The sequence below is a fragment of the Sphingobium sp. BHU LFT2 genome (assembly GCF_018604485.1).
In the GTDB taxonomy this organism is placed as follows: Bacteria; Pseudomonadota; Alphaproteobacteria; order Sphingomonadales; family Sphingomonadaceae; genus Sphingobium; species Sphingobium yanoikuyae_A.
In genome coordinates this window covers 36,933-59,128 of record NZ_JAFCGW010000010.1, presented here as the reverse complement: position 1 = coordinate 59,128, position 22,196 = coordinate 36,933, and the positions used below count along the sequence as shown (strand labels likewise).

General features: G+C 64.5%; 18 protein-coding genes. 10 read left to right on the top strand and 8 right to left on the bottom strand.

All coding sequences use genetic code 11. The annotated features are described in order from the left end of the window. Window positions 1-97 precede the first annotated feature (97 nt). Entirely contained in the window at window positions 98-1,297 is a 1,200-nt protein-coding gene (gene sucC / locus JQK15_RS17590; protein WP_097384050.1) for an ADP-forming succinate--CoA ligase subunit beta, read from the bottom strand. Between the two features lie 147 nt (window positions 1,298-1,444). Then, window positions 1,445-1,771, bottom strand: a complete 327-nt coding sequence (locus JQK15_RS17585) for a hypothetical protein (RefSeq protein WP_026109351.1) — start codon at window positions 1,769-1,771, stop codon at window positions 1,445-1,447. Window positions 1,772-1,837: 66 nt separating this feature from the next. Here JQK15_RS17585 and JQK15_RS17580 point away from each other — a divergent pair, with 66 nt between their 5' ends. Then, window positions 1,838-2,236 carry a low affinity iron permease family protein gene (locus JQK15_RS17580; protein WP_010336658.1) on the top strand — a complete coding sequence of 133 codons (399 nt, stop codon included), beginning with the start codon at window positions 1,838-1,840 and terminating at the stop codon, window positions 2,234-2,236. Between the two features lie 24 nt (window positions 2,237-2,260). Here the strand turns inward: JQK15_RS17580 and JQK15_RS17575 are convergent, their stop codons facing one another. Together JQK15_RS17575 and nhaA are read right to left on the bottom strand one after the other, a co-directional pair. Beyond that, entirely contained in the window at window positions 2,261-2,443 is a 183-nt protein-coding gene (locus JQK15_RS17575; protein ID WP_214866647.1) for a hypothetical protein, read from the bottom strand. A 113-nt stretch (window positions 2,444-2,556) separates the two neighbouring features. Then, window positions 2,557-3,771 carry a Na+/H+ antiporter NhaA gene (gene nhaA, locus JQK15_RS17570; protein ID WP_214866646.1) on the bottom strand — a complete coding sequence of 405 codons (1,215 nt, stop codon included), beginning with the start codon at window positions 3,769-3,771 and terminating at the stop codon, window positions 2,557-2,559. Between the two features lie 195 nt (window positions 3,772-3,966). Between nhaA and JQK15_RS17565 the strand changes: the two genes are divergently transcribed. From JQK15_RS17565 to JQK15_RS17525, 9 genes are all read left to right on the top strand, one after another. Continuing rightward, window positions 3,967-5,352: a glycosyl transferase family protein gene (locus tag JQK15_RS17565; protein WP_214866719.1), complete on the top strand. Its 1,386-nt coding sequence runs from the start codon at window positions 3,967-3,969 to the stop codon at window positions 5,350-5,352. Window positions 5,353-5,519: 167 nt separating this feature from the next. Beyond that, window positions 5,520-6,389 carry a hypothetical protein gene (locus JQK15_RS17560; protein ID WP_251007840.1) on the top strand — a complete coding sequence of 290 codons (870 nt, stop codon included), beginning with the start codon at window positions 5,520-5,522 and terminating at the stop codon, window positions 6,387-6,389. Between the two features lie 57 nt (window positions 6,390-6,446). Next, entirely contained in the window at window positions 6,447-7,361 is a 915-nt protein-coding gene (locus JQK15_RS17555; RefSeq protein WP_004207740.1) for a sulfite exporter TauE/SafE family protein, read from the top strand. After that, a complete protein-coding gene (locus tag JQK15_RS17550) occupies window positions 7,358-8,116 on the top strand; it encodes a TIGR02186 family protein (protein ID WP_214866645.1) in 759 nt (252 codons plus the stop codon). Before JQK15_RS17555 ends, JQK15_RS17550 begins: the two co-directional genes overlap by 4 nt. A gap of 224 nt (window positions 8,117-8,340) precedes the next feature. Beyond that, window positions 8,341-9,078: an AcvB/VirJ family lysyl-phosphatidylglycerol hydrolase gene (locus JQK15_RS17545; RefSeq protein ID WP_214866644.1), complete on the top strand. Its 738-nt coding sequence runs from the start codon at window positions 8,341-8,343 to the stop codon at window positions 9,076-9,078. A gap of 3 nt (window positions 9,079-9,081) precedes the next feature. Continuing rightward, window positions 9,082-9,492, top strand: a complete 411-nt coding sequence (locus JQK15_RS17540; RefSeq protein WP_017502007.1) for a DUF2147 domain-containing protein — start codon at window positions 9,082-9,084, stop codon at window positions 9,490-9,492. Window positions 9,493-9,498: 6 nt separating this feature from the next. Further along, on the top strand, window positions 9,499-12,042 hold the full coding sequence (mprF, locus tag JQK15_RS17535; RefSeq protein WP_214866643.1) for a bifunctional lysylphosphatidylglycerol flippase/synthetase MprF: 2,544 nt from the start codon (window positions 9,499-9,501) through the stop codon (window positions 12,040-12,042). 39 nt (window positions 12,043-12,081) lie between these two features. Further along, a complete protein-coding gene (locus JQK15_RS17530) occupies window positions 12,082-12,474 on the top strand; it encodes a VOC family protein (protein WP_214866642.1) in 393 nt (130 codons plus the stop codon). A gap of 53 nt (window positions 12,475-12,527) precedes the next feature. Continuing rightward, window positions 12,528-14,132, top strand: coding sequence for a family 43 glycosylhydrolase (locus JQK15_RS17525; protein WP_214866641.1), 1,605 nt, complete (start codon window positions 12,528-12,530; stop codon window positions 14,130-14,132). 375 nt (window positions 14,133-14,507) lie between these two features. On the opposite strand, the gene JQK15_RS17520 is transcribed toward JQK15_RS17525, so the two are convergent. From JQK15_RS17520 to JQK15_RS17505, 4 genes are all read right to left on the bottom strand, one after another. Further along, the gene (locus JQK15_RS17520) at window positions 14,508-16,001 is read right to left on the bottom strand and encodes a PepSY-associated TM helix domain-containing protein (RefSeq protein ID WP_214866640.1); all 1,494 of its coding nucleotides are present in this window, start codon (window positions 15,999-16,001) and stop codon (window positions 14,508-14,510) included. Then, window positions 15,998-16,564, bottom strand: a complete 567-nt coding sequence (locus tag JQK15_RS17515) for a hypothetical protein (protein ID WP_017502002.1) — start codon at window positions 16,562-16,564, stop codon at window positions 15,998-16,000. The genes JQK15_RS17520 and JQK15_RS17515 overlap by 4 nt, the downstream gene beginning before the upstream one ends. Further along, window positions 16,558-18,840 (bottom strand): TonB-dependent receptor, encoded by a 2,283-nt coding sequence (locus tag JQK15_RS17510; protein ID WP_214866639.1) that lies wholly within the window; start codon window positions 18,838-18,840, stop codon window positions 16,558-16,560. The genes JQK15_RS17515 and JQK15_RS17510 overlap by 7 nt, the downstream gene beginning before the upstream one ends. A 189-nt stretch (window positions 18,841-19,029) precedes the next feature. Next, the gene (locus tag JQK15_RS17505) at window positions 19,030-21,903 is read right to left on the bottom strand and encodes a TonB-dependent receptor (protein ID WP_214866638.1); all 2,874 of its coding nucleotides are present in this window, start codon (window positions 21,901-21,903) and stop codon (window positions 19,030-19,032) included. Between the last annotated feature and the right edge of the window lie 293 nt (window positions 21,904-22,196).

The window sequence follows — 22,196 nt, the reverse complement described above, 5'->3', positions numbered from 1 at the left end:
TTTCACGCCATCGCCCGCCAACGCGAACACGGACGTGGGCGACCCGTTTCCAGGTCACCCACGCCCTATGGCGTATCTTCTCAGGTGATTAGGGGGCTCAGGCCGCCTTCCTCACTTCTGCCACGATCTTCTTGGCCGCATCGCCCAGATCGTCGGCGGGGACGATCGGCAGACCCGAATTGGCCAGAATGTCCTTGCCCTGCTGGACGTTGGTGCCTTCCAGGCGGACCACCAGCGGAACCGACAGGTTCACTTCCTTGGCAGCTTCGACAATGCCATTGGCAATGATGTCGCACTTCATGATGCCGCCGAAGATGTTGACCAGAATGCCCTTAACGGCCGGGTCCTTCAGGATGATCTTGAAAGCTGCGGTCACCTTTTCGGTGGTGGCGCCGCCACCCACGTCCAGGAAGTTGGCGGGGAATTCGCCGTTCAGCTTGATGATGTCCATGGTCGCCATGGCCAGGCCAGCGCCGTTCACCATGCAGCCGATGTTGCCGTCCAGCTTGATGTAGGCGAGGTCGTACTTCGACGCTTCGACTTCGGCCGCATCTTCTTCGGTCAGGTCGCGCAGTTCGGCGATATCCTTGTGACGGAACATGGCGTTACCGTCGAAACCGACCTTGGCGTCCAGAACCAGCAGGTTGCCCTGCTCGGTCAGTGCCAGCGGATTGACTTCGATCTGCTCGGCGTCGGTGTCGAGGAACGCGGCATAGAGCGACGCGGCAACCTTAGAAGCCTGCTTGGCGAGGTCGCCGGTCAGGCCCAGGGCAGCAGCAACGGCGCGGCCGTGGTGCGGCTGGAAGCCGGTGGCCGGATCGACCGAGAAGCTGTGGATCTTTTCGGGGGTCGAGTGGGCGACCTCTTCAATGTCCATGCCGCCTTCGGTCGACACGACGAAGGCGATGCGGCTGGTGGCGCGATCGACCAGCAGCGCCAGGTAGAATTCCTTGGCGATGTCGGCACCGTCGGTGATGTACAGACGGTTGACCTGCTTGCCTGCGTCGCCGGTCTGGATGGTGACCAGCGTGTTGCCGAGCATGTCGGTGGCGTGGGCCTTCACCTCGTCCAGGTTGAAGGCGAGGCGGACGCCGCCCTTGGCTTCGGGGGCCAGTTCCTTGAACTTGCCCTTGCCGCGGCCACCAGCGTGGATCTGCGACTTCACGACATAGAGCGGTCCGGGCAGCTTCTTGGCAGCCTCGACGGCTTCCTCGACAGTGAAGGCAGCGTGACCGGCGGCGATCGGCGCGCCATACTTGGCGAGCAGTTCCTTCGCCTGATATTCGTGAATGTTCATGGGCTAGCCCGTCCTTTGTTCACAGGAAAACTGTTGAGGCGGGTTAAGCACAGGCGAGGAAGCAGGGCCAGAGCCATTTCGCAAAACGACTTTGCAAAATTGCAAAACCCTTGCGAAGCCCGACCCTGCTTTATTGTGAAATCGGCGTCAGAAGGAGCAGTGAATGGCGGCCTTGCTGGTCACCAGGAAAATCTCCGGATCCTCCAGCGCACGGACCTTATAGAGGAGTTCGTCCATACTCATCTTGCCCATGTGCGACTTGTGGAGCGAGGCGATCGACTGGAGCCGTCGCAACTGCACCAGGCTGAGCCGATCGACCATGCGTTCGGCCATGCAGCCGGCCATTCGCGGTGAAAGACCAGCGTCGATCAGCCCGGCACGCACACGTGATTCGGGGGAAACGCTGGCGCAGGAGGCCAGCAGAAGAGAGCCGGCGAGCGCGCCGATCGTTGCACGAAAAGATATGGTTGCCATGGGCATGGCCATGACAGCAGATGGCTGAACAGAGCCTAAATGCGCAGGACAGCCAAAGGAGTTTGCATGGATCGGATATTTTCCGCCCTGTCGGCACGGATCGCCAGTTGGACTGGCCAGCCGCTCGCCTTCATCCTGGCGGTCGGCGTGGTATTGATCTGGGGCGTGACCGGTCCGCTCTTCCACTATTCCGACACTTGGCAACTGGTGATCAATACCGGCACGACCATCGTCACCTTCCTGATGGTCTTCCTGATCCAGAATGCCCAGAACCGCGACGGCGCGGCGATCCAGGCCAAGCTCGACGAACTGATCCGTTCGATCGAGACCGCGCGCAACGACTTCATCGGCATCGAACATCTGACCGAAGCCGAACTGGAGAAGATCAAGAAGATACTGGAGCGCGAATGCGGTGCCGACGGCCCGCATCAGGAAGTGATCGATCGCCTGATTTCCCGTCGATAGCGCGACGAGTCAATGGTCGGAGAATCAATGTGCCGGAATGATCAGCCTCTCCCGTTGCTCATTGCGCCTGCGATAGGCTTCGACCTGATCGATATAACCGCGTGCCAGCCCTTCATAGGCAGCGCGCCCCTCGGGCGATGCCGTTGCCTGCGCGTTGATCAGCGACATCTGCTGGCGATGCAGCAGATAATTGACGTCCGTCTCCATCGGTTCGCCCTCCTCCCGTATTTTTCGAAAGTGCGGTCGGCGCGCTGACGCGAAGCGAGTCGCGGCAACGGCAGAGCGATAGTAGCATGAAGGTTAATGCTACGCGATTCCCCTCACCCTGCGCCCCGCTCGACCGAACGCGGCGCTGGTGCAAAACGCAGCACCGCATAACCGCACAGCGCGGACAGCAAGGATCCGCCGAGGATGCCGATCTTGGCCTCCTCGACCAGCAATGGCTGCCCCGGAAAGGCGAGGGCGCCAATGAACAGGCTCATGGTGAAACCGATCCCGCACAGCAGCGCCATGCCGTAAATCTGCACCCAGCTCGCCCCCGAAGGCCGCGCCGCGATGCCTAGCTTCTGCGCCAGCCAGATACTACCGAACACGCCCAGTTGCTTGCCGAGCAGCAGCCCCAGCGCCACACCGATCGGCAAGGGGCTGAGCAGAGCGCCGATCGCTTCGCCATTGAGCGTGATGCCGGCATTGGCAAAGCCGAAGAGCGGTACGATCAGATAGGCGCTCCAGGGATGGATCAGATGTTCCAGGCGATGGAGCGGACTGTCCACCGCATCCGGCGCACCCGGCGTGCGATTGACCGGGATGGTGATGGCGGCGAGCACGCCCGCGATCGTGGCATGCACGCCCGACAGCAGCATCAGATACCAGAGCAGCAGGAAGCCGATGAGATAAGGTGCCAAGGCCCGCACGCCGACGCGGTTCATGCCGAACATGACCAGCAGGACGATAAAGGCGCCGGCCAAAGCCATGACATCCAGCCCCTGGCTGTAGGCCAGCGCAATGATCGCCACCGCGCCCATGTCGTCGACGATCGCGACAGCCGTCAGGAACAGCTTGATCGATGCGGGAGCCCGCGACCCCAGCAGCGCCAGAACCCCGATCGCGAAGGCAATATCCGTGGCCGCCGGGATCGCCCAGCCGCGCGCCAGGGCCGGTTCCCCAGCCGTAACGGCCAGATAGACCAGCGCTGGCGCGATCATGCCCGCCCCCGCCGCGATGAAAGGCAGGCGCCGCCTCTCCCAGGTGGACAGGCCACCATCGACGAACTCACGTTTGATCTCCAGCCCGACGAGCAGGAAGAAGATCGCCATCAGTCCGTCATTGACCCACAAATGGATCGTCATGGGACCGAGCGCAGGAGCAAGCACCGGCCCCGTCACCATATGGAAGATGTCATGATAGACATGGCCGGCAGCACCAGGAAGATTCGCCATGATCATTGCGATCGCGGCCGAAATCATCAGCAAGACGCCACTGCCTGCTTCTCCCTTCAAGAAATTCCTGAGGGCGGACACGGGCCGTTCGGTCACGCCTCTTCTCCATAAGTGCTTGCCGGTATTGCCATTCTTCCCCCTTAGGGAAATTTCCGCTCAGGTCCAACCCAGATCAGCCGGCCAATGTTGACAGACTTTCTCCAAAATACTTGGAAGACCGCTGTTCTCATGACATAAATTCGCCCTGCCGCATGGCGATCGGGACAGGGGAAATCCGGGATCGTGGGGGACATGCTCTTTGGCGCGCTACAGGCGCTGCATTATGAGATATTGTTGTTCGCGGTCATCGGCTTCGCCTTGGGCGGGCTGGATGATCTGGCGATCGACCTTCTGTTCCTGATCCGCCGAGCCTGGCGGGCGGTCCGGCACCCTCGCCGCCTCCGCATGACGATGGCGACATTGCCACCTTCATCGACGCCCGGCCGTATCGCCATCTTCATTCCCGCCTGGCAGGAAGCGGACGTCATCGGCGCGATGCTGCGCCATGCCGTACATTGCTGGGGCGATGCCGATTATCGCATATTCGTCGGCGCCTATCCCAATGATCCCGCAACGATCGACGCGATTGCGTCCATCGCCATCGATCAACCGCATATCATATTGTGCCTGAATGACCGCCCCGGCCCAACCACAAAGGCCGATTGCCTGAACATCAACTGGCGCAGCATGCTGGCGGAGGAAGGCCGAAGCGGCATCCGGTTCAAGGCCATCGTCATGCATGATGCCGAAGACGTCGTGCATCCCGATGAAATCCGGCTGTTCGATCACATGATCGACCGGTTCGCGCTGGTGCAATTGCCGGTACTCCCCCTACCGGGTCGCGGCACCTGGTTTTCCCGTGCCATCGCCAATCATTATTGCGATGAGTTTGCGGAAGCCCATGGGAAGTCCCTGACAGTGAGGGAATTTCTTGGTGCATCCATTCCCTCTGCCGGCGTCGCCTGCGCCTTTGAAAGAAATATATTGGCCGCCCTCGCCCCTCATGCTGACGCGGGGCCATTCGATCCGGGGTCATTGACCGAAGACTATGAGGCAGGGTTGCGGATCGCCGACATGGGCGGCCGGGGCATCTTCCTGCGCATCCGTGACGCACAGGGCCGTCTTGTCGCGACACGCGAATATTTTCCCGACAGCGCCCCGGCCGCCATCCGCCAAAAGGCACGCTGGATCATCGGCATTTCGCTTGCCGGATGGGATCGGATGGGCTGGCAGGGTGGCCCGGCCGAATGGTGGATGCGGATCAGGGACCGACGCGCCACCCTTGCGGCCCTGATCATCGTGGCCGCCTACGCCACGCTGCTGCTCTGGAGCATATTGGAACTGGTGCGCCCATTCCTGGCGCCGCAAATGCGGCCGTCGACGCCGCTGATCGACAGCTTGCTGACGCTCAATCTCTGGCTCATGGCATGGCGCATCATGATGCGCGCGATCTTTGCCGGCCATGCCTATGGCTGGCGGCATGGACTGGCGGCAGTGCCGCGCATGTTCGTCGGCAACGCGATCGCTATCCTGGCCGCCCGGCGCGCCGTGGTCCTCTATGTCCAGTCGCTGCTGGGCAAGCCGCTGGTGTGGGACAAGACGCAACATCGCTTCCCCGACATGGAGGAGCAGGCATGATCGGATCATCGGCCGATGGACGGCCGGTGCGCTTCTTTTTCATCCTGTGCATCGGCTGGACCGGCATGCGCCTGTTCGGCACGATCGCGTCGACAGCACCACTACCAGCGACAGTGCCGACCCCGGCAAAAGGCAGTCGGATCGGCTCCCCCACCCGTCAGGAGCGCATGATCCCGATCATCCGCAGAGCAGAGACGGCAATTTATTCTGGCAATAAGTGGCAAGCCATCCGTGCGAGTTCGCCCTTCAAGCCAGTCCGGACCGCTTATGCCATCGCGCCACTATCGACTGCATGGTCGTTGACCTCTGGCGCCTCCGGACAAAGACCTCCCCTAGGCCGGCCCAAAGCCATGGAACCGCTTGCCATTTCGGTATCGACCATATCACCCGTCGGTCATGATCGCTGGCAAGGCAGCGCCTGGCTGCTCTGGCGCTCCGGCGGTGGTTCATCGGCAGACCTGGCCACGGTGGGGCGCCTCGGCGGGTCGCAGGCCGGGGCACGGATCGACTTCGACCTGATGCCCCGATCCTCGGGGCGCCTTGCAGCTTATGGTCGGGCCACGACGGCCCTCCAGTCGCCAGAAGCGCCCGAAACCGCGATCGGCCTGTCCTATCAGCCAATACGCCATATTGCCGTCAGCCTTGGCGTCGAACGACGGATCGCGCTCGATACCCAGGCGCGCGACGCCTTCGCGCTGCTGCTCGTCGGCGGTTTTGGCCCCAAACCCGTGGCAGGACCGATCGAAGCCAGCCTTTATGCGCAGACCGGCATGGTGGGGCTGCACAAGCGCGACCTTTTCATCGACGGAAAATTCTCGCTGCTCGCGCCGGTCAAGGACAGCCCTCTGCGCGTTGGCCTCAGCCTGTCTGGTGGTGCGCAACCCGATGTCGAACGACTGGATATCGGCCCCGAAATCCAGTTTCGTCTGCCCCTTCCAGTGATCGCCGCACGCATCGGGATCGAATGGCGTGAACGTGTCGCCGGTCAAGCCAAACCGGCTTCCGGCCTGGCGGTCACACTCGCCGCCGATTTTTAGCCTGCCGGCCATCTCCCGGCTTTCGCTCGGAGTCTTTTGTCTCTAACCCGATGGGGCATGGATCTATACCTGCCCATCGCCAATCTGTCGGTGAACGCCCTGGTCATCATCGGACTGGGTGGCGTCGTCGGCCTGTTGTCGGGCATGTTCGGCGTGGGTGGCGGCTTCCTCACCACGCCGCTGCTGATCTTCTATGGCATCCCGCCCACGGTCGCAGCAGCCTCCGCTGCCAGCCAGGTGACCGGCGCCAGCGTGTCCGGCGTCGTCACCCACATGTCGCGCGGCACCGTCGATTTCCGCATGGGCGGCGTACTGATCGCCGGCGGCGTGGTCGGCGCGGGCCTTGGCGTTCTCATCTTCCGCCTGCTCCAGTCGCTGGGGCAGATCGATACCGTGATCGGCATTCTCTATGTGCTGATGCTGGGCGGCATCGGATCGCTGATGGCGAAGGAGTCGATCCAGGCGCTTATCGCGCTCAAGACCGGCAAGCGCATGCAGGCGCGCAAGCGCCGCCACCATCCGCTGGTCGCCGCACTGCCGATGCGCTGGCGCTTCTATCGCTCGGGCCTCTATATCTCGCCGCTGGCGCCGCTGCTGCTGGGCATGGCAACCGGCATCCTGACCATGTTGCTGGGCGTGGGTGGCGGCTTCATCCTGGTGCCGGCGATGCTCTATCTGCTCGGCATGAACACCCAGTCGGTGGTCGGAACGTCGCTGTTTCAGATCCTGTTCGTCACCATGGCGACGACCATGATGCACGCGATGACGACCAAGGCGGTCGATCTGGTGCTGGCCATGCTGCTGCTGATCGGCAGCGTCACCGGCGCGCAGGTCGGCACCCGGCTGTCGATGACGATCCGCCCGGAATATCTGCGCATCCTCCTCGCCGCGATCGTGCTGCTGGTCGCCGCGCGCATGGCGCTGGGGCTGGGCTGGCGGCCCGACGAAATCTTCACGATCGACGTCAAATGAGGATATCCCGCCTCATCCTGCCGGCCTTGGCGCTGCTGCTGAGTGCCGCGGACGAACCGCAACTGGTGCCCGATGTGTCGCAGCGCGAGGTCGAGATCCAGTACAGCTTCACCGGCGCGGACCTGCTGCTGTTCGGCGCCATCGTCTATCCCGACGGTCGGCGTCCGGACAAGCCGGCGGACATCGTCGTCGTGCTGAAGGGCCCCGAACAGTCGATCACCATGCGCGAGAAACAGAAGGTCGCCGGCATCTGGGTCAATGCCGAGCGCGCCCGCTTTCGCTCTGCGCCCAGCTTCTACGCCATGGCCTCCTCCCGACCGATCGCCCAGATCGTCGATGAACGCACGGCGGCGATCTACGAACTGGGCGTCGACAAGCTGCAACTCTCCCCCTCCTCGCTCAACGACAGCGCGGAGCTGGACCGGTTCCAGGCTGGCCTGGTCGATCTGCGCCAGCGCAACGGCCTGTTCCTTGAACGCCCCGGCACGGTGGAGATCAGTGACAGCGTGCTCTATCGCGCCCGCCTGCCGCTGTCGGCGCGCGTGATCGTGGGCGATTATACCGCCGAAACCTTCCTGGTGCAGGACGGCCGCGTCGTGGCAGCGGCGGTGCGCGACATCCATGTCCGCAAATCGGGCTTCGAACAGTTCATGGCCGTCGCGGCTGAACGCTGGTCTTTCCTCTATGGCCTGACCGCCATCGCCCTGGCCGTCGGCATGGGCTGGGCCGCCGGCGCAGTCGCCCGCCGCATCTGATCGGCCGCCTCTCCAAAAGTTCATCTTCCAGCCACGCTACCGCAGGCCGTCATCGACCATATCGGTCGTGCCACCTCCCCTCCCCCTTGGGTGGCACGAAACAGGCCAGCTTGGACCAGCTGGCCGAACGGTCGGAACGCGTGGGTCTTGTTCCGACCGCTCACAGCCCGGCACGTCGGTCTCCTCCCGACGTGCCGGGCGCTCGGGTCGATCGAGGAGACGGCATGATGGCGCGCAGCGGCAAGAGCATCCGGTATATCCTGCCCATCCTGATCCTCGCTCTGCTGGCAGCGACCTTCCAATGGCTCGGCTATCTGGGCGGCGATCCCTTTTCTTTCTCCCGCCCGCAGGGCTATCGGCCGGGCCATGGCACGCCGATCGCCATCATCCTGTCGGGCGACATGGGCATAAAGGTCGGCATGGGGCCGGGCATCATGGCCCGCCTGACGCAAGACGGCCTGCCGACCGTCGGCGTCAATTCGCTGACCTATTTTCGCAGGACCCGCAGCTCTGCCGAAGCCACTACCCTGATCAGCCAGGCACTGGCTCAGGCCCACAGCATTGATCCCGCCGCGCCGGTCATCCTGATAGGCCAGTCCTTCGGCGCCGACATGGCGCATGTCGGCCTTGCCGCGCTGCCTCCCGCGCAACGCCATGCCATCGCCATGGTGGCGCTGGTCGTGCCAGGCGCCACGGTCGAATATCGCGCTTCGCCCGGTGAGATATTCACCTTTGCCATGGCGGAGGCGGACGCCCTGCCGACCGCGCGCAAGCTCGACTGGGCGCCTTTGCTCTGCGTCCATGGACAGGAGGAAGCGGCAAGCCTGTGCCCATTGCTGCACCAGCCCAATGTGCAGACCATCGCGCTGCCGGGCGGACACCCGTTGCACCATGATGTCGATGCGCTCTACCATATTCTGCACGCGGCCTTCGCCCGGCAGGGATTGATCCGGAAAACCTGACCCATGCCTCATGCCTTGCGCCTGTTCCTTGCCGGCATCAGCCTGATCGCCGCCGTTCCGGCGATGGCGGCCGATCCGGTGCTGGGTTCCTGGATCAATCCGCGCGGCAGCGTCACGGTCACGACCGGCGCCTGCCAGGACAGATTGTGCGGCTGGGTCAGCCACGCCAATGCCGAGGCGCTGGCCGATGCCAGCGATGCCGGCATCCCGCATCTGGTCGGCACCACCCTGTTGCAGGATTATCGCCCCAAAGGACCGGGCCATTGGGCCGGGCGGGTCTATGTGCCCGACATGGGCCGCACCTTCTATTCCACCATCGACCAGCAAGGGCCGGACCAGTTGAAGATTTCCGGCTGCATCCTGGGTGGGCTTTTCTGCCGCAGCCAGCTCTGGCACCGGGTCAAGACGGGATAGCGGCGGATGGGGGCCATGACATATTTGCGCCGTTACCAGACGCCCTTGTCGGTGGGGCTGGTCGTGCTGCTCGCCGCGCTCGGCTTCGTCGCACTCTACCATCTGCTGCACGATGTGCATGTGCGCGACATACGCGCGGCCTTTCACGCACTTGGTCCAGCAGCCCTGGTGCCCGCCCTGCTGCTGACCGCGATCAGCTATGTGACCCTCACCTTCTACGACGTGCTGGCGCTGCGCTCGATCGGCCGCCCCTTGCCCTATGGGACGGCGGCGCTCGCTTCCTTCACCAGCTATACGCTCAGCCATAATCTGGGCCTGTCGCTGCTGACCGGCGGATCGGCACGCTACCGCATCTACAGCGCGGCGGGGCTGGGTGTTGCCGATGTAGCGCGGGTGGTCGCGATCGCTGGCGCCACCTTCTGGGGCGGCGTCCTGACGCTGGCGGCGGCCATGCTGGTCTGGCGGCCGGAGACGCTGTCGATGGGCGATATCCGCCTGTCCGCGCCAGCATTGCGTGTGGCCGGAAGCCTGACCCTCACGGCCATCATCGGCCTGATCATCTTTGCCGGCCGGCAGGGACGGATGCTGCATTTTGGCCGCATGTCCCTGCCGCTGCCGCCTGCCTCGCGCATATTCTGCCAGATCGGCATCGGCGTGATCGATCTCGCTGCGGCCAGCGCTGCGCTGTTCGTCCTGGTGCCCGGCGTCGGCCTGCACGCCTGGCCTGCCTTCTTCCTGGGCTATGCGCTCGCCATCGTCGCCGTGCTGCTGACCCATGTGCCCGGCGGCGTCGGCGTGTTCGAACTGGTGATGCTCGCCGCCCTGCCGGGCGTCGATCGGCCGCAACTGGTCGCCGCGCTGCTCGCCTATCGACTGGTCTATTATATCCTGCCGCTGCTGATCGCGGTCGGCATCATCGTTGCGCAGGAGGGCTGGCGCTGGCGGCAGCCCTTGCGCCGGACCCTGCGCGGGCTGCAAGCCGTCACGACCGGCCTTGCGCCGATCATGACGGCAGCGCTCGTCTTCCTGGGCGGCGCCATCCTGCTGGTATCGGGTTCGCTCCCGGCCATCCCGCACCGGGTCGCGACCCTCAACAGCGTCGTGCCCCTCCCCTTCCTCGAAGCCTCCCACATGGCCGGCAGCCTGGTCGGCGCGGCGCTGCTGATCCTGTCGGCCGGCCTCTATCGGCGGCTGGACGGCGCCTTCTGGTTGACCCGCATCCTGCTGTTGGCCGGCGCGATCTTCTCGCTGCTCAAGGGGCTGGATTATGAGGAGGCGGCGGCGATGCTGCTGATCGCCGCGCTGCTGCAATGGGCGCGCCCGGCCTTCTATCGTCGGACCCAGTTGATCGCCGACGCCTTCACCCCCGGCTGGCTGGCGACGGTCGCAGTGGTTCTGGGCCTCTGCGTCTGGATCGGCTTCTTCGCCTACAAGCATGTCGAATATCAGAACGACCTCTGGTGGCATTTTGCCGCCCGCGCAGATGCGTCGCGCTTCCTGCGCGCCAGCCTGGCCGTTGCCGTCCTGCTGATCGGCGTGGCGCTGTGGCGCCTGCTGCGCCCGGCCGCGACCATTCCCGCCTTGGCCAGCAATGCCGCCGTCCCGCCGGAGGCCGCGTTGGCGCTGGCCGAACGCACCGACGCCAATCTTGCCTATATCGGCGACAAGCGCTTCCTGGTGTCGGATGGCGGCACCTGTTGCCTGATGTACCAGATCAGGGGGCATAGCTGGATCGTCATGGGCGATCCCGTCGGCGCCCGAAGCGAGTGGGCGGATCTGCTCTGGCGGCTGCGCGAACAGGCCGATGCGGCGCAGGGCCGCCTGCTGCTCTACCAGATCAGCCAGGACATGCTGCCGCTGGCGATCGAGCTGGGATTGCAGATCGTCAAATATGGCGAGGAAGCGCATGTCGATCTGGCCGGTTTCACGCTGGACGGCCCGGATGCCAAGCCTCTGCGCTATGCCGAGCGGCGCGCGGCGCGTGAGGGCGCCAGTTTCGAGATCATCCCCGCTGCCATGCTGGACAAGGAAATGGACCGGCTGGCCGAGATTTCCGCCCATTGGCTCCAGGCCAAGGGGCACAAGGAAAAATGCTTCAGCGTCGGCCGCTTCGATCGCGCCTATATGGCGCGGTTCGACTGTGCCGTGGTGCGGCAGGAGGGCAGGATCGTAGCCTTCGCCAATATCTGGGCCGCGGCCGACCAGTCCGAACTGTCGGTCGACCTGATGCGCCATGACGACGGCGCGCCCTATGGCACGATGGACTTTCTGTTCATCCACCTGATGCTGTGGGGCAAGGCACAGGGTTATCGCTGGTTCAACCTCGGCCTCGCCCCGCTTTCCGGGCTGGAGGCGCGCCGGCTGGCACCGCTCTGGTCGAAGCTGGGGGCGCTGCTCTACCAGCATGGCAATGCGCTTTATGGCTTTGAGGGACTGCGCGCCTACAAGGACAAGTTCGGGCCGGAGTGGGAACCCCGCTTCGTCGCCGGGCCGCAGGGCCTGTCCTTCGGTCGGGCGCTGCTCGACCTTCAGGCACTGATCGCCGGATAGCCATTGCGCGACGGGCGCATCCCGCGATAGCGCTGGGCGATGCACGCCATCCATCATATCGCCATCATCGGGTCCGACTATGCCCGGTCCCGCCATTTCTATGTCGACATTCTCGGCTTTGCCGTGCTGAACGAGGTCTATCGCGCCGAGCGGGACAGCTGGAAATGCGATCTGGCGGTCGGCGACGCGCAGATCGAGCTTTTCTCCTTCCCCAATCCGCCGCCGCGCCCCTCGCGCCCGGAAGCCTGTGGCCTGCGCCACCTGGCCTTTGCCGTCAGCGACCTGGATGCGGAGGTCGCCCGGCTCGAAAGCCATGGCGTGGCGTGCGAGCCGGTGCGGGTGGACGAATATACCGACCGGCGCTTCACCTTCTTCGCCGACCCCGACGGATTGCCGCTGGAGCTTTACGAAGATCGGGTCCGCGCCATTTGACAGCATCAGGTCATGGCCCTTAGGTAACCGGTATCAATAATCGGGAGAGGGTCATGGCAGTCAGCCGACGGGACGCATTGCTGGCGACGGCTTCGGCGGCGCTGGCAGGTGGTTTGAGCGAGGCGCGGGCAGCGCCCCCTGCTCCACCGGTCACGCCTGCCCCCGCGCTTGACTGGCGCCGCGGCTTCGACAATCAGCGCATCGCCGACCTGGGCGATGGCCGCTTCCTCAATCCGCTGATCGCGGGCGACCATCCCGATCCCACCATCCTGAAGGATGGCGCGGATTATTACATGACCTTCTCGACCTTCGATTCCTATCCCGGCCTCATCATCTGGCATTCGCGCGATCTGGTGAACTGGCGACCTGTCGGCCCGGCGCTGCACAAGAATATCGGATCGGTCTGGGCGCCTGAACTGTGCAAGCATAAGGGCCGCTATTATCTCTACATCCCGGTCAAGGCATCTCCCAACACCAGCTATGTGATCTGGGCCGACCGGATCGAGGGGCCGTGGAGCGATCCGATCGACCTCAATCTGCCCAACCATATCGATCCCGGCCATGCGGTGGGCGAGGATGGATCGCGCTGGCTGTTCCTGTCGGGCGGCGACCGGGTGCGCCTGACCGACGATGGCCTGGCGACCGTCGGCCAGCCCGAACATGTCTATGACCCCTGGCACTATCCCGACGACTGGGATGTCGAGGGTTTCTCGCCCGAAGGCCCCAAGATCCTGCGCCATAAGGGCTATTTCTATCTGGTGACCGCCGTGGGCGGCACCGCCGGGCCGCCGACCGGCCATATGGTGATCGCCGCCCGGTCGCGGTCGATCCATGGACCGTGGGAAAATTGTCCGGCCAACCCGATCGTGCGCACCGTCGACCGCGCCGAAAAATGGTGGTCGCGCGGCCATGCCACCTTGGTCGAGGGACCGGATGGCAGCTGGTGGTCGGTCTATCATGGCTATGAAAATGGCTATTGGACGCTGGGGCGGCAGACGCTGCTCGACCCGGTCGAATGGACCACGGACGGCTGGTTCCGCATGACCGGCGGCGACCTGTCGCAACCGATCGCCAAGCCCAGGGGCGGCCAGGCCGGGCCGCATGGCCAGCCACTGTCGGATGATTTCAGTGTGTTGCGCCTGGGATCGCGATGGAATTTCTTCAAGCCTTCGCCGCAGGAGGCGCAGCGGGCGCGGGTCGAGGGCGGATCGCTGGTCCTGAAGGCCAGCGGAACGGCCCCCTCCAGTTCGTCGCCGCTGCTGCTGGTGGCGGGCGATCAAGCCTATCAGTTCGAATGCACGATCGAGATCGCACCGGGTGCCGTCGCCGGCCTGCTGCTCTTCTATGACGAACAGTTGTATTGCGGGCTGGGCTTCGACCAGGAGCGGTTCGTCACCCATCAATATGGGATAGAGCGCGGCCGCCCCGCCAATCCCCATGGCCGTCGGATGCGGATGCGCGTCACCAACGACCGGCATATCATCCGCTTTCACATCAGCGCCGACGACGGCAGGAGCTGGACGCGCTTCGACCGGGGGATGGAAGTGTCGGGCTATCACCATAATGTGCGCGGCGGCTTCCTGATGCTGCGCCCCGGCCTCTATTCTGCCGGTGCGGGTGAAGCGCGCTTCACCGATTTCCGTTTTCGCGCGCTCTAGGCCGATTGGGGCCGACACGGGACGCGACAGTCGAAGTTCACAGTGTCGTGCGGGCTATTTCGGGCCAATGCGCCTGTGATGCACCCGCGACGCGCCGGCCACGCGCCTGTGACGCGACAGCGGCGGGGAAATCGGGTCACGCCCGAGCGCCTTCGACGCGACGGCGAGGCGACAGTGAAGCGACAGCCACGCGACAGGCGGGTGGTCTGGAAAAGAGAGGGGGCGACGCTTGCATCCCCAAGGGTAGATCAGAGACGGGCCGAGTAGGAAAGCCGGGGCAGCGTCGCGCAAGCCCACCCCGCTGCGACTAGCGCGCTGCGCGCGCAAGTCTCGCTGCCCCTCCCGTTTACGGGAGGGGAATGGCAAGTTTCTGCCTTAGGCCTTGGCTGGCGCGCGGCTGCGCAGAAGGGCGAGCAGCAGGCCGATGCCACCGGCAAGCAGCAACAGGTCGACCAGCAGCCCCTGCCCGCCCGCCAGCAGTGGGGCGCCGTGAAGCAGCCCGACCGCCAGCAGGCCCGCGACCAGCGCCCATTGCAGACCGCGCGACAGGCGCGGACCGGGCAGCGCCTTGGCCATGCCGGCGGCCAGCACCGACAGGATGGTGAGGCCCAGCCAGACCAGCGGCAGCGGCGCTTGCGGCAGGGCGAAGGCCAGAACGGCGGTGAGGACGAGGATGACCGGCTGGCCCCAGCAGATCGCAGCCCAGATCCGTTCCCATTGCGGCGCGGGCCGGCCGCGATCGCGGCGGCGGGCCAGCCAGATGGTCACGCCGCTGGAGGTGACGATGCAGAGCGCAATGCCGAGCAGGCCATAGGCGATCCGCACGGGCAGCCCGCCGAACCAGCCGAAATGCAGCTGGCCGATGCCGCTCAGCATTCGGGTGCCGGCGACCAGATCCTGCGGCTGCTCCTGATGGAGCAGTTGCCCGCGCGCATCATATTGCACCTCGTCCTGCTGGGTCAGCAAGTGCGGCCGGCCGCTGTGGATCGAGATGCGCATATCGGCGCGGCCGGGCCGTTCGACCATGATATTGTCCGCCACGGCCGCCGGCGCGCGAGCGCGGGCATCGGCGATCAGCCGGGCGATATCGGGAATGGGCGCGGCGCGCGCGTCAACCTTGGGCGGCGGGTCGAGGAAGAGTTCATAGACCTTCCCCATGTCGCCCCGATAGAGCAGCATCGCCAGCATCGCGACGATGATGGTGCTGAGCCCCAGCAGCGCCCCGGTCAACGCCAGGGTGAAGTGAAAGGGCAAGGCCCAGATGCCGAGGCGATTATGCAGGTCCGCCTCCTGCAGGCGGCGCGAACCGCCCAACCGCAGATGGAAGGCATCGCGCAGCACGCGCGGATGCGCCAATATGCCCGACACCAGGGAGGAAAGCAGTGCCACGCCGGTCAGGCCGACGATGAACTGCCCCCAACTGCGCGGCAGATGCAGGTTGATATGGAGATGGATCAGGAATTCGGTCCAGACCGCTTCGAGATCGGACAGCGCGCCATCGGCCGCCACGCCCCATTTATGTTCATAGGTCGCACTGAAGGCCGTGAGGCTGGCGCCATCCTGTTTCGCGGTGGGCAGCGACAGATAGAGGGTGGTGTCGGCCGGCGCGCGCCTGGCCGCTTCGGCGATGGCGCGGGCGGCCGAGGCATCCGACAGGCTGGTCACCACCGGCGTCGCCGGCACTTCCCATCGCTCCAGATCGGGTGCGAACACCGCGACCGTGCCGGTCAGGCAGACGATATAGATGATCGCGGCAAAGGCGAGGCCCAGCACCGAGTGGCTGCTGAGCACCGATCGCACCGTTTCGGGCGACAAGGGCCAGCGCCATTTCTTCGCCCGGCTGTTGGTCTGGACGCTCTGGTCGTTCATGCGGCCCCTCCCAAGGCGGCGAGGCCGAAGCCGATGATGCTGGTGCCGACCAGCACGGCGGTGGCGCGGAGCAGGCGACGGTCCGCCAGGGTCCAGGTCATGGCCAGCCCCCAGAGGATCGGAAGCAACAGGCCGCCGAGCACGATCCGGGTGCGCGGATCACCGGGCAGATAGACGGTGACGCAAAAGGCCACACCCATCGCCGCCGTCATGCCGAGCGGTCCGGCGAGCAAGGCGCGGAGCACCCCGCGCCAGAAGCGGCCGGGCTCCTCCAGCGGCTCGGGCGCGACATCGCCATCGCGCACCCGCGCCGCCTTGCGCCGGACCCGGCCGAACCAGATGATGGCGAGCGCACCGATCCCCTCCATCGCCAGTCCCAAGGCCAGCCCCTTGACCGGTCCGATCAGCAGGAAGGCGGCGACCAGCAGGCCGATCAATATGGCCCATCCCGCCAGCAGCAGGCCAAGCACGGAGCGGTCCCGCCGCACCCAAGAGCGGCGCAGCAGGGCAGCGCCCAGGGCGCCGCCCGCGATAAGCAGCAGGCTGGCGAGCGCGATCACCAATGGACGCTCGCGCCGACGCCGACGGTCTGGGGCTCGCCCAGGATCGCCTGATGGATCGCGGCATATTGGTACTGCATATAATCCTCGTTGAGGATGTTGCGGGCGAAGACGAACAGCGACCAATGATCGGTCTCATAACCGATCTTGCCATTCACGACCGTGCGGCCACCGACCTTGTACTGGCCCTGATCCTGACCGACGCCGGTGAAGACCGACGACCGGTAATTGGCGTTGAGATTGGCGACGAAGCCCGGCCCGAACTGCGCATTGATGCCGCCCGACAGGGTCCAGCGCGGCGCATAGGGGAATTGGGTGTCGGTGAGGTCAACCGTGCTGGTCGCCCCTGCGGGCAGGACGAAGTCGGTGAATTTGGTGCGGACATGGCCGACCGAGCCATAGAGATCGATGCCGCGCGCGATAGTGGCATTCGCTTCCAGCTCGATTCCGTAAAGATGCGATCCTGCCGCGTTCACCGTGTTGTAATCATAGGCATTCTGGCCGAAATAGGCGGTGACCTGCTGGTCCTTCCACGTCATGTAGAAGGCATTGGCATTGAGCGTCAGGCGCCCGTCCAGCCATTTGGAGCGCAGCGAGCCTTCATAGTTCCAGCTATATTCCGGATCATAGGCGACGAGCAGGGCGCGGGCCGGGTTCTGGCTGGAGCCGCCCGAGCGATAGGCGCGCTGGACGGTGAAGGCGGTGGTGAGGTCCGGCGTCCAGTCCATGCTGATCCCCGCCTTGGGCAGGAAGGCGTTGAAGCTCCGGCTGTTGGACGCCAGCGGCGAGGAGGCATCGTCGACCAGCCCCAGAACGCCCTGGTTGATCAGCGAAATGATCGGGGCATAGGCGGCGCCGAGGAAATTGGCATCGGGCAGCGTGCCGTTGAAGGTCGCCACGGTTTGCGCAGCATAGCGGTTGCGCTCATGGTCGAAGCGGAAGCCGCCGATCAGGGTCAGCCGGTCGGTCAGCTTGAAACGGGCATCGCCGAACAGCGCCATCGTCTCCACCTTTTCCGGCTGGTCAGCCGAATAGGCGACCGGGATGACCGGCAGTTGTGCCGCATAGGCATTGCTGAGGAAAGTCGCCTGCGCCGCGGTCGCGCCATTGGCGCGCAGCAGGGCGGCGATGGTGGCGGTCGGCGTATCGATGTTCACCCGGCTATTCTGGTCGATGCTGCCGGTGCGGCGATAATACCAGGCGCCCAGCAGGCCGCTCAGCCGTTCGCCATCATAGTTAAGGCGCATTTCCTGGGTCAGGGTGCGGTAATTATAGCGATTGTCGATCGCCTGGATATCCTGCGGCGTGCCGTCGGTATCGATCACCGAATGGACGCGCGAGCGGTTCCAGGAGGTGACACTCGACAGTTTCAGCCCCTGGGCCAGCGGATAGCTGATGTTGAAGACGGCAAGGTCGCTGTCGATCTTGCCGCGGCTGGGCTGGTCACCGGTGGCAACGCGGTGGTTGAAATAATTGGGCACGTCGGTGCGGGCATATTCGTAGAGATAGCCGCCGTCGCGCCGCACGCGATTGTAGCTGGCGACTGCCTCCAATCCCGGAATCGCCTGGGGCGTCCACTTGATCTTGCCGCGCAGATTGAGCGATTCCAGCGCGTCGCTATATTCGTCGCGGGTGACATTGTAGATGAGGCCGCGATCGTTGCGGCGCTCGGCCGACAGGCGGATGCCCAACTCATCCTTGATGATCGGTCCGCCGATCGCGGCGGAGAAGGTGCGATCATCATATTCGCTCCACAGCACGCGCGCGTCACCGCCCCAACGAGTCAGCGAGGGATCCTTGCTGGTGATGACGATGCCGCCGGCCAGCGCGTTGAGGCCCTGGATGGTCGATTGCGGGCCACGCAGCACTTCCACCTGCTGCACATCCCACAGGTCGGTCGGGCCGCCATAAAGCGCCCATTTGGGCACCGGCGCGCCATCGACATAGACGCTGGCGGCATCCGCCTGCCCGCCCGCGCCGACGCCGCTATTGCTGATGCCGCGGATGGTGAAGCCGGACGAGCCATAGGTTTCGGACAGGTTGGCGGTGCGGTTATAGACGTCCTGGATGGTGATCAGCGCCTCGCGCTCGATCGTCTCGGGCGTGACGACGGCGATGCTGGTCGGGGTCTGCTGCAGGGTGCGGGCGCTCTTTTCGCCGGTGACGATGATGTCGGCGCGAGCCTGGTCCATATCGGCATCCGGCGCCTGTTGCGCCATGGCTGGGCTTGCCAGCGCGACGATCGCCGCCCCGGAGAAAAAGAAAGACGACCGCACCATATAATCCCCCAAATATTCTTGGCGGCGCCTTATTTGAGAACGCTAACGCGAGTCAATGTCATTATATGAATGGACTATTGCTGTCGTCTGCCCGGCACCATCCCTGCCCCACCACTGGCCCAAGAAAAAGGGCCAGCCACCTCGTGCAGAAGGCGGCTGGCCCGTGATGGCGCGACCCGAAAGAACAGGCTACATTTTCACGCGCGCGCCGAACTGGAAGGTGCGGCCGAAATGATTGTACTCATAGTTGCGATTGGCATCGAGGTCGGTGTAGCGGCCGCGATATTCATCGGTCAGGTTGATGCCGTCGAGAGTGAATTCCAGCCAGTCGGTCGCCTTGTAACGGACCGAGGCATCGACATTGACGGTCGAATTATAGCCTTCGAAGACGTTGCCGGTGCCGCTGTTCTGGTCGCTATAAGGCCCGCGATAGCTGGCCGAGACGCGCGCGCTGAAGCGGTTGTCGTCATAATAGAGGGTGCCGTTATAGGCCCGCTTCGACACGCCGAACAACGTATTCTCCCGCGCGACATTGACCAGGCCGCCACCCGGCACGACCGCCGGCCCCGACACATTATAGGTGGCGTTGGAGTCGATGAAGGTCGCGTTGGCCAGGATGCCGAAATGCTTGAAGATGCCCGGCAGGAAGGTGAAGGGCAGCTGCAGCGCGATTTCCGCCCCCTTGAGCGAGGCGCCGGTGCCGTTGACCGTGGTCGCGATGGTCCAGATCGGTTCGGCCTGCAGCGCCGGATTGAGCGCGGCGGGCGAGGAACTGACCAGCACCGAAGCCGGCAGGCCGGTTTCCGCGAAGGTCGCGTTGGAAATGGTCGCGGCGACCGGGAAGCTCTGCACATCCTTCTTGAACAGGGCGACCGAGAAGAGCGACTGGGGCGCGAAATACCATTCGACGGCCAGGTCATAGGCGGTCGCGCGATAGGGGTTGAGATAGGGGTTGCCGTAGCTGACACGATATTGGAAGCCGTCGGCCGAGCCGCCCGGCGTCAGGCTGCCCAGCGTCGGGCGGGTCATCACATCGGCCACCGCCGCGCGAATGACCAGCTTGTCGGTCGGGAACAGGGCCAGGTTGGCGGCCGGCAGCCAATCCTCATAGCTGCGCTTGATCGTCACCGGGATGCCGCCATTGAGGCCGGTCGAGCGCTGGTCGGTCTTGGCATAGCGCATGCCCGCGTTCAGCGCATATTCGAGGCCGAACAGGTCGCCCTTGGCATCGAACTGGAAATAGCCGCCGGTCACTTCCTCGCGCACCGACCGGTTGTTGCCGACGTCGAGCGCCAGCGCGCGGTCATAGAGCTTGGTGTAGGCGGTCGCCGTGTCCAGATTGGGGATCAGCCACTGGGTGGTGGTGCCCGACGGCTGGCCCGCCTTGCCCAGGGTGAAGAGTTCGCTCAATTCCGGCGTCGCCTGGAAGCCATAAACGGCACTCGGGCCGAACAGGCTGGTCGGCGAACAGGTGATGGTGCCCAGCACCAGATCCTTGCCGCCATTGCCGCAGACCGCGGTATCGCGCTGATAGCCGACGGTCTTGAAGTCGAACCGGCGCCACATCGAACCGACCTTCACGGTCAGCCCCTCCGCCGCATCCCATTCGGTGCGCAACTGGGCGGTCTTGAACCGGTTGGTGGTGTTGGACGGACGGTCGCGGATTTCGGCGAGCTGGAAATTGGCCGGATCGGTCACGCTGGTACCGAAGGTCAGCTTGGGATGCTTCATGTCGCTATAGTCATAGCTATAGCCCTGGGCATCGCGATCGTCGAAGACCACCGTGGTTTCGACCGGAATGTCGGCGTTGGACTTGGACAGGCCGCCCAGCAGGGTGAAGCGGAACTTGTCCGTCACATCCTGGTCCCAGGTGCCGCCGACCTGATAAAATTCGGTGCTCGACTTGCGCAGATAATGTTCGGTGCGGACCCAGGCATCGTTGAGCGTGGCCGAGATCATGTTGCCATTATCGTCATAGACCGGATTGACGACATTGATCGACCGCTCGTTGGAGCGCAGCAGCACCTCGCCCCACTTCTCCTCGCGGGTTTCCTTGAAGCGCGAATAGAGGCCATCGATCGAGATCTTGGTCGCGTCGGTCGGGGCGAACTGGATCGATCCGGTCAGACCCAGCCGCTCACGATCATGACGCACCTCGCCATAGCGCGGGATACGCGGGTGGAAGGAAAGGGCCGCCGCATCGCAGGCCGCGCTCTTGACATAGGTGCCGCCCGAATTGGGCTGGGTGAAGCAGGGAGTGCCATCGACATTGTCGAAGCGGGCCTGGGCCCAGCGCACGCTGTTATTGCCCAGTTCCTTGGTATCGAGCGTCGAATAGGCGGCCGACAGGGCCACGCCGAAGCGGCCGTCGGCCGATTTCCAGGACGCGATGCCGGCCAGACGCGGCCCCCAATTCTTGGCCAGATCATTATAGGAGGCGGTCGCCGAACCGACGAGGGTCAGCCCTTCCTTGCCACCGAGCGGATTGCCGGTGTTGAGATCAACCACGGCGCCGAGCGAGCCTTCGTCCAGCGAGGCTTCGGCGGTCTTGTGGACGACCAGCGAACTGAACAGTTCGGACGCGAAGACGTTGAAATCGAAGGAGCGGTCGCGGTTCGAGCTGGCACCATCGGTCGAGGTGGCGACCGTTTCCAGCCCGTTGACGCGCACGCGGGTGAACTGCGCACCCAGGCCGCGCACGGTGATCGCGCGCCCTTCGCCGCCGTCACGCTGGATCGAGATGCCGGGGATGCGCTGCAGGGATTCGGCGAGATTCTGGTCGGGGAACTTGGCAATATCCTCCGCCACGATCGCGTCGACCGAGCTGACCGACTGGCGCTTGAGGTTGATCGCCGCGCCCAGCGACTGGCGGAAACCGGTGACGATGATGTCGGATTCCTGGGCTGCGGCATCCGCCTGCCCCTGATCCGGCGCAACCGCGGCATCGCCCTGCACGGACTGAGCCTGTGCCTGAGCGGCGGAAACGCAGGCGATGGCGCATGCCAGGGTCGAGGCTGCGGACAGCCATTTCCGGGCGGACGAAGCCTGTACGAACGCAATCATAGAAACATCCCTCCATATTTCCGCCACGCCTCTTTGGGGGTGCGGCCCGATGTTGTCCCCTTGAAGACACCGGTGTCAGAAACTTGTGACCCGACTGCGGATCAATGTCAATGATCATTGCGGCAATTATGTCTGAAGCTGCCGAGCCAGCGCTCGCGGCGATTTTCCGCGCCCTCCTGTGGGAAAAGCGTCCATATCGAGCCATTTTGCACCGCAATATGGACCACATGACGTAGAATGACGGAGCGCAGCCCGCGCCTTCGCCTCGCTGCCACAATGACTGCAAACAGATT

Bases quoted from the DNA above. Each gene is read 5' to 3' on its own strand.
- sucC (WP_097384050.1), bottom strand. From the start codon at position 1,297: ATGAACATTCACGAATATCAGGCGAAGGAACTGCTCGCCAAGTATGGC.
- JQK15_RS17585 (WP_026109351.1), bottom strand. From the start codon at position 1,771: ATGGCAACCATATCTTTTCGTGCAACGATCGGCGCGCTCGCCGGCTCT.
- JQK15_RS17580 (WP_010336658.1), top strand. From the start codon at position 1,838: ATGGATCGGATATTTTCCGCCCTGTCGGCACGGATCGCCAGTTGGACT.
- JQK15_RS17575 (WP_214866647.1), bottom strand. From the start codon at position 2,443: ATGGAGACGGACGTCAATTATCTGCTGCATCGCCAGCAGATGTCGCTG.
- JQK15_RS17565 (WP_214866719.1), top strand. From the start codon at position 3,967: ATGCTCTTTGGCGCGCTACAGGCGCTGCATTATGAGATATTGTTGTTC.
- JQK15_RS17560 (WP_251007840.1), top strand. From the start codon at position 5,520: ATGATCCCGATCATCCGCAGAGCAGAGACGGCAATTTATTCTGGCAAT.
- JQK15_RS17555 (WP_004207740.1), top strand. From the start codon at position 6,447: ATGGATCTATACCTGCCCATCGCCAATCTGTCGGTGAACGCCCTGGTC.
- JQK15_RS17550 (WP_214866645.1), top strand. From the start codon at position 7,358: ATGAGGATATCCCGCCTCATCCTGCCGGCCTTGGCGCTGCTGCTGAGT.
- JQK15_RS17545 (WP_214866644.1), top strand. From the start codon at position 8,341: ATGATGGCGCGCAGCGGCAAGAGCATCCGGTATATCCTGCCCATCCTG.
- JQK15_RS17540 (WP_017502007.1), top strand. From the start codon at position 9,082: ATGCCTCATGCCTTGCGCCTGTTCCTTGCCGGCATCAGCCTGATCGCC.
- mprF (WP_214866643.1), top strand. From the start codon at position 9,499: ATGGGGGCCATGACATATTTGCGCCGTTACCAGACGCCCTTGTCGGTG.
- JQK15_RS17530 (WP_214866642.1), top strand. From the start codon at position 12,082: ATGCACGCCATCCATCATATCGCCATCATCGGGTCCGACTATGCCCGG.
- JQK15_RS17525 (WP_214866641.1), top strand. From the start codon at position 12,528: ATGGCAGTCAGCCGACGGGACGCATTGCTGGCGACGGCTTCGGCGGCG.
- JQK15_RS17520 (WP_214866640.1), bottom strand. From the start codon at position 16,001: ATGAACGACCAGAGCGTCCAGACCAACAGCCGGGCGAAGAAATGGCGC.
- JQK15_RS17510 (WP_214866639.1), bottom strand. From the start codon at position 18,840: ATGGTGCGGTCGTCTTTCTTTTTCTCCGGGGCGGCGATCGTCGCGCTG.
- JQK15_RS17505 (WP_214866638.1), bottom strand. From the start codon at position 21,903: ATGATTGCGTTCGTACAGGCTTCGTCCGCCCGGAAATGGCTGTCCGCA.